The organism is Clostridium estertheticum, assembly GCF_011065935.2.
Taxonomy (GTDB): domain Bacteria; phylum Bacillota; class Clostridia; order Clostridiales; family Clostridiaceae; genus Clostridium_AD; species Clostridium_AD estertheticum_A.
Genome location: NZ_JAAMNH020000001.1, coordinates 1024864 through 1038266 on the forward strand (window position 1 = coordinate 1024864; position 13403 = coordinate 1038266).

The 13403-nt window shown below is 30.3% G+C and carries 14 protein-coding genes; 10 read left to right on the forward strand and 4 right to left on the reverse strand.

Going from position 1 to position 13403, the window contains the following annotated elements; translation table 11 throughout:
* Window positions 1-261: 261 nt before the first annotated feature.
* From G9F72_RS04690 to G9F72_RS27515, 7 genes are all read left to right on the forward strand, one after another.
* Window positions 262-2025, forward strand: coding sequence for a glycoside hydrolase family 3 protein (locus tag G9F72_RS04690; RefSeq protein ID WP_164960135.1), 1764 nt, complete (start codon window positions 262-264; stop codon window positions 2023-2025).
* Complete coding sequence (gene pgmB, locus G9F72_RS04695) at window positions 2016-2675, forward strand: beta-phosphoglucomutase (RefSeq protein ID WP_164960136.1); 660 nt, start codon at window positions 2016-2018, stop codon at window positions 2673-2675. The genes G9F72_RS04690 and pgmB overlap by 10 nt, the downstream gene beginning before the upstream one ends.
* A 46-nt stretch (window positions 2676-2721) precedes the next feature.
* Window positions 2722-4947, forward strand: a complete 2226-nt coding sequence (locus tag G9F72_RS04700) for a glycoside hydrolase family 3 protein (RefSeq protein WP_164960137.1) — start codon at window positions 2722-2724, stop codon at window positions 4945-4947.
* Window positions 4948-4978: 31 nt separating this feature from the next.
* Window positions 4979-6082, forward strand: coding sequence for an alpha/beta hydrolase (locus tag G9F72_RS04705; protein ID WP_164960138.1), 1104 nt, complete (start codon window positions 4979-4981; stop codon window positions 6080-6082).
* 23 nt (window positions 6083-6105) lie between these two features.
* A complete protein-coding gene (locus G9F72_RS04710) occupies window positions 6106-6921 on the forward strand; it encodes a phosphatase PAP2 family protein (RefSeq protein WP_164960139.1) in 816 nt (271 codons plus the stop codon).
* 103 nt (window positions 6922-7024) lie between these two features.
* A complete protein-coding gene (locus G9F72_RS04715) occupies window positions 7025-7594 on the forward strand; it encodes a flavodoxin family protein (protein ID WP_164960140.1) in 570 nt (189 codons plus the stop codon).
* Between the two features lie 86 nt (window positions 7595-7680).
* On the forward strand, window positions 7681-7914 hold the full coding sequence (locus G9F72_RS27515) for a LysR family transcriptional regulator (protein WP_164960141.1): 234 nt from the start codon (window positions 7681-7683) through the stop codon (window positions 7912-7914).
* A gap of 372 nt (window positions 7915-8286) precedes the next feature.
* On the opposite strand, the gene G9F72_RS04725 is transcribed toward G9F72_RS27515, so the two are convergent.
* The 3 genes from G9F72_RS04725 to G9F72_RS04735 all read right to left on the reverse strand — a co-directional run bounded on the left by G9F72_RS04725 (window position 8287) and on the right by G9F72_RS04735 (window position 9327).
* On the reverse strand, window positions 8287-8682 hold the full coding sequence (locus tag G9F72_RS04725) for an HI0074 family nucleotidyltransferase substrate-binding subunit (RefSeq protein WP_164960142.1): 396 nt from the start codon (window positions 8680-8682) through the stop codon (window positions 8287-8289).
* Window positions 8669-8908, reverse strand: a complete 240-nt coding sequence (locus tag G9F72_RS04730) for a nucleotidyltransferase domain-containing protein (protein ID WP_224675960.1) — start codon at window positions 8906-8908, stop codon at window positions 8669-8671. The genes G9F72_RS04725 and G9F72_RS04730 overlap by 14 nt, the downstream gene beginning before the upstream one ends.
* A gap of 206 nt (window positions 8909-9114) precedes the next feature.
* Complete coding sequence (locus G9F72_RS04735) at window positions 9115-9327, reverse strand: hypothetical protein (protein WP_224675961.1); 213 nt, start codon at window positions 9325-9327, stop codon at window positions 9115-9117.
* 190 nt (window positions 9328-9517) lie between these two features.
* Between G9F72_RS04735 and G9F72_RS04740 the strand changes: the two genes are divergently transcribed.
* On the forward strand, window positions 9518-9724 hold the full coding sequence (locus G9F72_RS04740) for a hypothetical protein (RefSeq protein ID WP_224675962.1): 207 nt from the start codon (window positions 9518-9520) through the stop codon (window positions 9722-9724).
* A 345-nt stretch (window positions 9725-10069) separates the two neighbouring features.
* Window positions 10070-11479 (forward strand): L,D-transpeptidase family protein, encoded by a 1410-nt coding sequence (locus tag G9F72_RS04745; protein WP_224675963.1) that lies wholly within the window; start codon window positions 10070-10072, stop codon window positions 11477-11479.
* 221 nt (window positions 11480-11700) lie between these two features.
* Here G9F72_RS04745 and G9F72_RS04750 read toward each other — a convergent pair whose 3' ends face one another.
* Window positions 11701-12405 carry a YjjG family noncanonical pyrimidine nucleotidase gene (locus tag G9F72_RS04750; protein ID WP_164960213.1) on the reverse strand — a complete coding sequence of 235 codons (705 nt, stop codon included), beginning with the start codon at window positions 12403-12405 and terminating at the stop codon, window positions 11701-11703.
* A gap of 245 nt (window positions 12406-12650) precedes the next feature.
* Here G9F72_RS04750 and G9F72_RS04755 point away from each other — a divergent pair, with 245 nt between their 5' ends.
* Entirely contained in the window at window positions 12651-13340 is a 690-nt protein-coding gene (locus G9F72_RS04755; protein WP_164960212.1) for a Crp/Fnr family transcriptional regulator, read from the forward strand.
* Window positions 13341-13403 lie beyond the last annotated feature (63 nt).

Below are 13403 nucleotides of genomic sequence, written 5' to 3' on the forward strand. Positions count from 1 at the left end.
TCTGTTAATTATATTGTGATTTATTACGTGATTTTGTATACGATTTCATGCATTTGCACATCAAAACGGAATCCGTTGATTATAATATGTTCCTTTGTCTTTTGGAAAGAAAATGTAAAGGAATACAAGAGGTCAGGAATTGGAAGTTATTAAGCTAAAAGTGGGAGGTTTAAGCTCCCTTATAAATATATAATTTAATTATAAGAAGTCAGAATTTAAGATTTGTAATTATAAAAAATATATTTATAAGGAGATATAAAAATGAGTGTTGACTTAACTAAGAAACCATTTAATCTAAATAAAGAGCAAATAAAATGGGTAAATGATACTAAAAATAAAATGACAATTGAAGAGAAAATAGGGCAGTTACTTTTCACTATGGCTGCAGATGATAAAAGCAAAACACTTGAAGTGATAAACGAGATACAACCAGGTGGAGTTATGCTAAGACCAATGAAAGCAAAGCAAGTAATAAAAGCACATAATAAGTTACAAGAGAATGCGAAAATCCCAATGTTTTTAGCGGCAAACCTTGAGGCAGGTCCTAATGGGCTAGCTGAAGAAGGAACAGAGATAGGTAATGAGATGTTAGTTGCTGCAACTAATAACCCTGAAAATGCTTTTAATCTTGGAGAGGCTTGTATAAAAGAGGCTAAAGCACTTGGTGGAAATATGGCATTTGCACCACTTATAGATATTAATTTTAACTTTGAAAATCCAATAGCTAATACAAGATGTTTTGGAGACAATATAGAGTTAGTATCAAAAATGGGTCAGGCTTATACAAATGGAGTTCAAAAACATGGTGGAGCAGTAACTCTTAAACATTTCCCTGGAGATGGAGTTGATGGACGTGACCAACATGTTATTAAAACTATAAATAGTTTAAGTTACCCAGATTGGAAAGCTTCTTTTGGACGTGTATATAAGGAAAATATAGATAATGGAGCAACAGGAGTAATGGTAGGTCATATTGCTTTCCCAGCATACTATGATGAAAAAAACATTGAAGGTGAAGATAGATTAACTCCAGGAAGTTTATCTAAAAATCTACTAAATGGATTATTAAGAGAAGAGCTTGGATTTAATGGACTTATTATGACAGACTCAACATTAATGACTGGATTTGGAGCTCATGGAAAAAGAGAAGATTTAGTACCAATGTGTATAGCAAGTGGAAATGACATGTTGTTATTTACAAAATCACCTTTAGAAGATTATAAATTTATGTTAAATGGTTATAAAAAAGGAATTATTACAGATGAAAGATTAGATGATGCGTTGTCACGTATCTTAGGACTTAAGGCTCATCAAAAGTTAAATACAAGTAATAATTTAGTACCAGATAGTGTTCAAAATATAGGAACAGCAGAGCACAAAAAATGGGCAAAAGATATAGCAGACCAAGGAATAACATTAGTTCAAAATAATGAAGGATTATTACCTCTTAATAAAAATAAGATAAAGAAAATTGGTATTATTCCATTAGGTTGTGATGATGATATTTTTGAAATGTTAAAAACTTCAAAATCACTTCCTTTAGTTGTTAGGTTAGCTCTTAAGCTTAAAAAACCAAGTCTTAAAAAGTATGAGAAATTTATAAATAGTATGACTAAAGAAGGATTTACATTTGAAGTAATAGATCATTCAGACATTTTACAAGGAATGAAACAAATAATGCAAACTATGGAAGACTTTAAAAAGCAATATGACTTAATTATATACTTTATTAATAAACAACCTAAATCAAATCAAACAAATTTAAGAGTTGAATATAAATCAATTGGTGGTTTTGATTCACCTTGGTTTGTAAAAGAGATACCAACTATGATGATATCTGTTGGTAATCCATATCATCAATATGATTTAGAAAATGTTGAAACTGTAATTAATGCATATACTTCTACAGAGGAAGTAATCGAGTCGTTAGTTGAGAAACTAGTTGGGAAAAGCGCGTTTAAGGGGAAAAGCCCAGTTAAACTTGAGTTTAATCCTTTTGTAGGAGACATATCAAAATGGATATAAGAGCAGTATTATTTGATTTAGATGGAGTAATAGCAGATACAGCAAAGTTTCACTTTTTAGCTTGGAAGGCAGTGGCAGAAGAACTTGGAATTATAATTGATGAAGAGTTTAATGAACAGCTTAAAGGTGTGGATAGGGTTTTATCATTTGATAGGATCCTAGCACATGGAAGTATTACAACATTAAAAGAAGAAAAAGAGTATTATAGAACAAAAAAAAATAATATGTATAGGGAACTTTTAGAAAGTCTAACTACAGATGATGTTATGCCAGGTATTAATGATTTCTTTAATGAATTAATTGATAACAATATTAAAATAGCAATAGCATCTATTTCTCAAAATGCACCACTTATTTTAGAAAAGTTAAACTTAATAGATAAAGTAGATTGTATAGCAGACCCAAAATCAGTGAAACTTTCAAAGCCAGCTCCAGATATATTTTTAAAAGCAGCAGAGCTTGCAGGGGTAGAGACTAAATATTGTGTTGGTATTGAAGATGCAAAAGCTGGCATAGAATCAATTAATAATGCAGAGATATTTTCAGTTGGAGTAGGGAAATTAAAGGGGGCAAACCTTTTACTAGGGTCAACTAGTGAACTAAATTTAGAAAGAATAAAGGAAAGCTTTTATAGATATTATTCAAAATAAAAAAGAAAAATGAATAAATATTAAGTGAATAGGAGGACCGTATGTTATGAAAAAATACACATTTGAAGAAAAAGAAAATTATATATATGTTAAAAATAATGGCGGAAAAGATATTGCATACTCAGAGGAATCTGGAATATCAATACTAGAAGTAGATGGATTTGCATTTAAAGATTTAAATAAAAATGGAGTTTTAGATCCATATAAAGATTGGCGTTTACCAATGGAAGAAAGAATAGCTGATTTATTAAACAAAATGAGTGTAGAACAAATTGCAGGGTTAATGTTATATAGTCAACATCAAGCAGTATCAACTGAAGATAGTATATTTGCAAAAATGTTTGGTGGAACTTATGATGGAAAAACTCTAGAAGAAAGTGGCATGGATATAAGTGATTTAACAGATCAGCAAAAGAAATTTTTAGAAGAAGATCATTTACGACACATTCTTTTAACAGTAGTAAATGATGCAAAAACAGCAGCAAAATGGAACAACAATGTGCAAAGTTTAGTAGAAGGATTAGAACTTGGAATACCTGTAAATAACAGCTCAGACCCAAGACACACACCAAGTGCAAACACAGAATTTAATGCAGGGGCTGGTGGAGATATTTCTAAATGGCCAGAACCATTAGGTTTAGCTGCAACTTTTGATGCTGAGATTGCAAGGCGTTTTGGTCAAGTTGCATCTAAAGAATACAGAGCCTTAGGAATTACAACAGCTCTTTCACCACAAGTTGATATTGCAACAGAACCTAGATGGATGCGCTTTAATGGAACATTTGGAGAAGATTCAACATTATCCACACATATGGCAGAAGCTTATTGTGATGGGTTCCAAACAACAGAGGAAAGTAAAGGGTGGGGAAATGAAAGTGTAAATGCAATGGTAAAACATTGGCCAGGTGGAGGTAGTGGAGAGGCAGGACGTGATGCACATTATGGCTTTGGTAAATATGCTGTTTATCCTGGAAACAATTTTGATGAACATTTAAAACCATTTACAGAAGGTGCATTTAAATTAAAAAATGGAACAAAAGAAGCATCAGCAGTAATGCCTTATTATACAATTTCTCATAATCAAGACCACAAATATAATGAAAATGTAGGAAACTCATATAACAAGTTTATTATTACAGATTTACTACGTAATAAATATAATTATGATGGTGTTGTATGTACAGATTGGATGATTACTAAAGATGCACCTGCTATAGATTCATTTTTAAGTGGTAAGTGCTGGGGAGTAGAAACCATGGGGGAAGCAGACCGTCATTATAAAATATTAATGGCAGGTGTTGATCAGTTTGGCGGAAACAATGAAATAAAACCAATTTTAGATGCTTATAATATGGGAGTTAAAGAGCATGGTGAAGAATTTATGCGTAATAGATTTGAAACATCTGCAAAAAGATTACTTAGAAATATTTTTAAAACAGGATTATTTGAAAACCCATATGTAGATCCAAAAGAGTCAGAGAAAATAGTAGGAAATGAAGAATTTATGGGAGAAGGTTACAATGCACAACTTAAATCAATAGTTATGCTTAAGAATAAAAACAATATACTGCCAATAAGTGAAAAGAAAAAAGTTTATATTCCAAAACGTAGATTAAAGGAAGGTCTGGATTGGTTTGGGAATATAATACCAGCGAGTGAAGTTTTCCCAGTAGAAAAGAATATTGTTGAAAAATATTATACAGTAGTTGAAAAACCAGAAGAAGCAGACTTTGCTATTGTGTTTATTGAGTCACCAGATAGTGTTGGATATAAAAAAGAAGAGGGATATATACCAGTAACTCTTCAATATAGACCATACACAGCAGAGTATGCAAGGGAAAAAAGTATTGCAAACGATGATGGAGAAAGTAGAAGTTATAAAAATAAATCAAACACAGCTACTAATGAAAAGGATTTAGATATTATATTAGAAACAAAAGAGGCAATGGAAGATAAGCCAGTTATTGTATCTATGAATTGTAAAAATCCTACAGTAGTAAGTGAATTTGAAAATAAAGTTGAATCAATTCTAATAAACTTTAATGTACAGACACAAGCAGTTTTAGATCTAATAAGTGGGAGACAAGGGCCAAGTGGGTTACTTCCATTTCAAATGCCAAAAGATATGAAAACAGTAGAAGAGCAAAAGGAAGATGTTGCTCACGATATGGAATGTTATGTTGATGAAGAAGGGCATATATATGATTTTGCTTATGGAATGAATTATGAAGGAATAATTGAAGATGAACGTGTAAATAAATATAAAAAATAATATAAATATAAAAAATGAGGAGTGGATAGTTATGGAAAGAAAGTATTCAAAAGAATTATTAAATAAGCTTGTAGAGCGCCAAGAAACAATTATGATAAAAGGTGTAGAGGTACTAGTTAAAAACTTGCCAGATAGTGATGAAAAAGGTGCTATGGATCCACGTCTGTATAAAGATATGAAAAATCAGCTTTTAATAATGAAATATATGCCAAAATTTTTAATGAAGATGGATATGTCAGTAAAAGGAGTTGCAAAACTTAGAAAAATGTTTAATGGGATAAAAAGTATTCCTATAGTTAAAAAGAAAATTGAAATAGAACATAGAAATGTAAAAGGGGAAGATGGAAATCAAATTCCTATAAGAATTTATAAATCAGAAACAATGAGAAAAAATGCCCAAGTTTTATATTTCATTCATGGTGGAGGATTCTTTGGAGGATCTCCTGATGTTGTAGAAGAGTTCGTTAAGCTAATAGTAGAAAATACAGATATTCTTGCAGTGTCAGTTGACTATAGACTTGCACCAGAGAACCCATATCCAGCAGGACACAAAGATTGTTACACTACTTTAAAATGGATTTATAATAATGTAGAAAATTTAGGTGGAGATAAAAATAATATTTTCGTTGCAGGAGATAGTGCAGGAGGTAACTTAACACAATATTGCACAACTAGAGATATGGAAGATAAATTAGGAATGGTAAAGGGACAACTTTTACTTTATCCAACAGTAAATATGGCTGGAATTGAAGATGAATATTTCAAATGGAGTATTGATGACTTTGAAATGGCACCTAAACATAGATCAGGTATTAAAATGATGTTAGATGTGTTCAGTTCACTGGTAGGACTTGGAGAAATATTAGGAACTACAGAGATAGATAATGATTATTTAAGTCCATATAAAAGAAATCCTAAAGGATTACCACCAACATTTATTACAGTAGGAGAGCATGATTTCCTTAAAATAGAAAGTTTAGCATATGCAGCGAAATTAGCAAATGCAGGTGTAGAAACAAAAACAGTTCTATATAAAGGTTTTGGACATGCCTATGCAGACAATGTAGGAGTATATCCACAAAGTGAAGATTGTGCCATTGAAATAGGTAAATTTATTTTAGAAATATCTAAATAAAAGGAAAAGAGAGATGAAGTAATATGCCAAATTTACAAAAAAAAGGATTTGGAATAATTGCACTACTTATGATAGTATTTACATTTACAGATTTGCAAATATCAAAGGTCATTTATAATCCAGATAGTGTATATGGATTAATATTTGAGGCTATTGGAGAATTTCCAGCAGGTATAATTGCTACTTTTTGCACCGTTAGCTTAATTGTAACTAGAAAAAAAGAAAAATCAATAAAATATAATTTAGGAACAATAGGATATGGCCTAATGTTAATTTTATTTTCATTAATGGCTACAATGTTACCAATTAAATATTTAAATGGACCTACATTTTTAGCTCCAATATTAGCAGTTATATATATAGTAATTTCTTATTTTCTAGCTAAAAAAATTAGTGTTACAAATAAAGTGGAGTTACGACAAGCTGCAATTGTAGGAGTATTAACATTCTTCTTTGTAGTAATTACATTTAATTTAGTTAAAATGGGATGGGGAAGAGAACGTTATAGACATATGGTTGCAGAAGGTTCTTTTGATGGGTTTTCACTATGGTTTATAAGACAAGGGTTTACTACAAATAATGAATTTATGTCATTCCCTTCAGGACATAGTACTAATGGAGCTATTATGATTTGGCTAACATTAATTCCAACCTTTATACCGAGATTAAAAAGTAAGCAAGTATTGATTAATAGCTGTGTTATAGTGTGGATAATTTTAGTTGCAGCTAGCCGAGTTGTTGTTGGAGCTCATTTTGCATCAGATGTAACCATGGGTGTAACAATTACTTTAATAATATTTAGCCTTTTAAAAAAGAAATATGTTAAGCGGATTTGCTAAAGAATATATGGTTTCTCAGTGGTGGCTTGTGGTAAAATGTAGATATAAAAAGAGAATAAGAACTTAAAGATTATGTCGTTATTTAAAAAAAGGGGGAATAAATTTGAAAACGGCTATTATTTTTCATAGTGTGTGTGGAAATACTTATTTGGTAGCAAAGGCTTTTTATGAAAGCTTTTTAAAAAAAGGTAAGGAAGTAGAGATTTACCGCGTATGGGATGAGAATCTAGAGGAATTATCAGAGCAATTTTCAGTAGCGAAGGAATATTTAGAAGAAATAATGAATATACCCATTGCAAAATGGGGGAATATATTAGATAAAGAACAAATTATTTTAGGATGTCCTACTTATTATGGGAATGTTTCTGCAGAAATGAAAGCGTATATGGATGCTGCATCAGAATTTTGGGCAGATGGAAAACTAATAGGTAAAAGATTAACCGTATTTACATCTGCAGGGAGCCCGGAAGGTGGAGGACATTTGTGTCTACAAGCCTTGAATACTTTTGGACAGCATATGGGCATGATTTTGCAATCAATTCCACCTAACCTAGTACCTAATGAAAATATTCCTGCATATGGAATGATTCATTATTCAGGAGCGTTAGGAGATCAAAGACCTGGTGAAAAACTATTATGTGCAGTAGATAAGTATGTAGAAAAATATTTGTAACGACCTATGGGAAGGGAAAATTTTTACCAAGGAGTAAAAATTATTAATACAGATAGTACCATAAACTTCAAGTTTATGGTACGGATATGAATTTTATAAGTGTAGAAGCTTTTTTAAGTATCGTCGAGACTAAAAGCCTATCAAAAGCCGCCGAAAAACTTTATTTATCTCAATCCACTATCAGCCACCGTCTTAAAATCCTTGAACAAGAACTTAATACGGAGCTTGTTCTACGTAATCGGGGACAAAGGGTTATAACTCTTACCCCTTCTTCCCTTTACAATAAACTTATACGAAGTGATAGCCCAATGATTAGATAACCCATAGATATCCTAAACCGAGTAGGGTGAAATCTTTGGAAATATTTGAATAACATTTTGATAACTTCAAAAAAAGCGATACATTTAATTCGCTAATTAAATAATAGAATTAAAAGCCGACTAAGGTTAATTTCTACCTAAGCCGGCTCATGAAAAGATTGTAAGTTATAAAAATTTACACCTCTGTAGTATTGGGGAAGAAAGCAGGCCAGAACCTGCTACCTTAGTGGGTAAGAAAGTGACCCACTTGCTAAATCCACCATTTTTTTACTTGCTTGATCTTAAATAAGCATTTTTATTATTTGGTAGATTATTGAATTATAAGGTTGATGGCTATGGGGGTCTTACGGGCGAAGCAAATACCACATCTACCTACATTAATAATTCTAAGTTTTTAATTAGTTCTCCAATCGCGTCAACATATTTAATAGCTATTCTCTCTGCAATTTCATTAGCTAACTTTTCATTATATATATGTGATGTAGAAATTTTATCTTCTAATAAACTAATCCATACTGATTCATCTGATATAATATTGTTTACATATGCCTTTTTAAATATTGTACGTGGAAATGAGTTTTCAAGGGTTACTCCTGCGTAATTCATAAACTCTTTGAGTGTTTTATGAGTCAGCTCATATGTAAATTCAAACCTTTGAATCAAGCTATCTCTTATTATTTCATTTTTACCGTCATATAAATCACTAACTTCTTTAAGTCTATCGTATGCCTTTTTCAAATTCATATACTTAAAATCAAGGTTTCTCATAAATAATTACCTCTTCTTTTTCAAATTGTTCTATAAAAAACTTATCTTCAATATTATTCATATGTGAAAAATCAAACTCTAATAAAGTACTAACCTTCTCCTCAATTTCATCTTTGAATTCTGCAATTGAATTATTAGAATATACGCCTAAATCAATATCACTTTTTAACGAGTTATCACCACGTGCTCGTGAACCGAAGAGTATAATTTTGTCAATATATAACAAATAATATATATTATTTGTTATACCATTTTTTCTACAAATTCTAACATAGCTTATATTATTAATTATAGCAAAAAATCATTGAATTTTAGACACCATTCGTAAATTTAAAAATGTTTTTACTATCGTAAAAGAACCACTTTTCTCTAATTATATCATAATTATAAAAGTTTAATACAATTAAAATCCCGCTAACCTCAACTTTCCTCTCAATAACTATTACCACTCATCATCATAGCCTTAGGTAAGTTTATGGGGAATTTATTAATTGCAATTAGTAAACAATAAATTCCAGTTATTGTAACGTCCCCGAGGTCGTAGTAAAAACTTGAAGTTTTTACTTTACTTGCTTTAATTTCACTAGATGAATTAATATTCATAATTAATGTACAAGCAATTGTTGCAAAGCTTTCATTTTTCATTTATTATTTTATTTAGTAATGATAATAGTTATTATCATTACTAAATAAAATGTAGAGAGAGGTAATTAAAATGGCATTTGTAAAGATGAGTGAATTAGCCTTTACGGAATTTAAAAAATTTCTTCAAGAAAACTATGTAACTTCGGATGAAATAAGAATTAATTTAACAGGTAATGGCTGAAGTGGCCCTGTGTTTAATCTTGTTCTGGATGAACAAAAAGAAGACGACAATGTTGAGAAATTTGGAGATATTAAATTAGTGGTAAAAAAGAGTGTTAATGATGAATTTGGAAGTTTAGTAATAAAATGTGGTGAGGAAAATGGTCTAGATGGTTTCTCTATCGAACTAGAAAATAAACAAGAAGGTGAATGTGCTAGTTGTAGTAGCTGTAGTTAAAAATTCAATTAAAGCCTAATATAAAAATCTATTTTAGAATTAAACCTTATCATTCTTATAAGAAATGCAGTTGGAGATTTTTCATGGGGATTTTACTGTACCAATAATTTTGAACAAGCTAAAAAATGCCACACTGGGCAACGAATATATTAAGGGGGTAGCTAGTAAAACTAATTATGTTTTTCTAGCTATTTTCGTATACGCGCGTAAGAGAATACTAATTATCAAATTGTTAATGAGGTAAATAGATGTGAAAACAGAAACATACCAGTAACTTTAGTTAATAGATGTTACTTAAAAGACTGTTTTGAGGTATAATAGATTAATAAAAGAGGGGGTGCAATTATGGAAACTGAGGTAGAAAAGTCAACAAAAAGGTCAATAAAAAAGCGTAAGAAAATTGTTTTAGGTATTATAATTTCTATTTGTACTTTACTTATAATATACTTTGGGATGGCAATATATTTTATGAATCATTTTTATTTTGGTTCTACAATAAATAGAATTAGTGTTTCAGGTAAAAGTGTAGAGGCTGTAAATGAACAAATGGCATCTGAGATTCAAAAATATCAGTTAAACATAAAAGAACGAGGCGGTATAAATGAACAAATTACAGGAGAAGAAATTGGCTTAAAGTATGATATGAATGGGGAGTTTAAGGAGTTTAAAGATAAACAGAATCCTTATAAATGGATTTCAGTAGTTTTTAATACAAAAGATTCTAAAATGATAGTAGGAGTTAAATATGATAAAGATTTATTAAAAGAACATGTGAACAAGCTTTCTTGTTTTGATAGTAGTAAGGTAATTGAACCTAAAAATGCAGGCTATAAGTATATAGATAATGGTTATGTGATTGTGGATGAAGTCATTGGAAACAAGGGCGATAAAGATATTTTATATAAGAATGCCATAGATGCAATCACTAAGGGTGAAACAACAATAGATTTGGAGTCAATTAATTACTACGTTAAGCCACAATATACTTCGAAATCTCCAAAGGTAGTTGCCACAAGGGACAAGTTAAACAAATATGTATCTTCAAAGATTACCTATATTTTTGGGGGAGATAAAGAAATTTTAGATGGTTCTACAATAAATAAGTGGGTTACAGTTGATGAGAATAGTGAAGTCACATTTAATGAAAAACAAGTTGAAATCTATATGGACGTACTTGCTAGTGAATATAATACAGTTGCAAAGACGAGAAATTTTGTTTCATCATCAGGAAAGGTAATTAATATTGGTGGCGGTAGTTATGGATTTGCTATTAATAAGGTTAAAGAAACCCAAGATTTAATTTCGATGATAATGGAAGGGAAATCTATAGAAAGAGAACCAGCATATTATCAAACCGCATTATCTCGTGGCAAGGATGATATTGGAAATACATATGTAGAAATAGATCTTTCAAGGCAACACTTATGGTTTTATAAAAACGGAGTGTTGATAACTCAAGGGGATGTTGTTACAGGTAATGATGGATCTGATAAGACTAGAACACCGGTGGGCATTTATATGATCAATTATAAAGAAAGAAATGCAACCCTTAAAGGTGAAGACTACGCTGCTCCTGTGAATTATTGGCTACCTTTTAATGGAGGAATAGGAATTCATGATGCAAGCTGGCGAGATAAGTTTGGGGGAGTGCTGTATAAGACAGGCGGATCCCATGGTTGTATAAATTCACCATACGATGTAGCAAAAACAATATTTAATAATATAGAGGCAGGTACTCCAGTTGTTTGTTATTAATGGATAAATTTATTTAATTTTAAACAATTAGAGAATAGAGTAAAACAAAACTTGAAAATTTAATGCAAACATAAAGTTTTTATTTATTCTTTCTAAATACCCCATCATCCTAACTCTTAAGCCTCGACTTTCTTCGGGTTACCCCTGGGGGTCCTAGCGAGGCCTTAGCTGAGCTTTCTTAAATAGAATAGTTGTAAAAATATAAAAGTCTTGAATTTAATTCATGACCTATATTTTTTAATTTGTAAGATACTCTTAAGCTCTATAAAATTAGAAATCTCATAAGTAGGTTTTATTCCTGTTTTATTTACAATTTTATTAGGATTAAACCAGCATGTATCTATACCAAAATTTATTCCACCTTGTATATCAGAGGATAAGCTATCTCCTACTATCAATACCTTGCTCTTGTCTGTATGCTTTATATTGTTTAAAGCGAGTTCAAATATTTTAGGATCTGGCTTCGATACCTGAACTTCCTCAGATACTACTATATCTTCAAAGTATTTTGCTATAATAGATTTTCTTATTCTATTATCCTGAACATCCTTAAGACCATTAGTAATTATAGTAAGTCTATAATCTTTATGCAGACTTTCTACAAGCGATATACTATCATCATACAAAAACGATGCATTAGATAAATGTTTCATATATGATTTTGCAAATTGAGTCTCGTCAAACCCAGCATCTAATCTATCTGATAATCTTTTAAATCTTTCTACCTTTAATATTTTCTGAGTAATAAGACCATCCTCAAACTCTTTCCATATATCCGTATTTATACTCTGGTATATTTTTAAATGATGACTTTCATCATACTCTATATCAAATTCAAGCATGGTATTTTTAAAAGCATCCCTTTCAGATTTTTTAAAATCAAATAAAGTCTCATCTGCATCAAATATTATAATCTCGTACTTCATAATAAACCCTCCATATAGTTGATTCTTCTAACTTTTGCATTAAGTATAAGTCCAATAAGAAATAGTACTCCTCCGATTATCTTGCCCTTAGAAAAAATATCCAACCATTATGGCAAGTATAATGCCATTTATAAGTGCTAAATTTTTATACATATAAATTCCTCCTGTGCTTTACAATACTATATATATAAATTACAATATTAATATGAATTAACACATGACATATGTCATGTTAAGGAGGATTTATGAAAAGAATTTTGAGCAAGGACCTCTTAGCCCATTATATTGCTAAGCATAATATAGAAAACATATTTGATAAAGAAATATTAGAATATGCACAACTCCATTTTTATGAAAAACAGGAATACATATTAGAAGCAGAGTCTAATCTTGAATATTATTATTTACTTGTAGATGGGAAAATCAAAATTTCTTATCTTTTTGAAAATGGTAAATCAATGCTTTTAAAGTTTTACAAAGACTTTAATACTATAGGAGATTTAGAACTTTTAAAAAACACACCTATACTTTGCAACATTGATTCAATAGAAGATACTTATTTAATAGCAATTCCTTCAGATATACTTAGAAAAAAATATTTTGATAATCTAAAGTTTTTACATCATTTAATTGCTTCTTTAAGCGAAAAACTTTATGCCACCATTAATAATAGTTCATACAACTTTGTATACCCTCTTATAAATAGATTATCTAGCTATTTAGTTGAGCATATAACAGAAAAAAGCTATGTAGTTTTAAAGCCATCATTCATTGAAATTGCTCAATTCTTAGGAACAACCTATAGGCACTTGAATAGAACATTTAAGGAACTTGAATCAAAATCAATTATAAAATGTGAAAATAAAATAATACATATTTTAGACGAGGATAGACTTCGAGAATTATCTAAAAACTTGTATATAAAATCTCTCTAGTAATAGGATACTTTGTTAATATAGATACATATCTACATTAACAAAGATTCATTTAATTGGTGT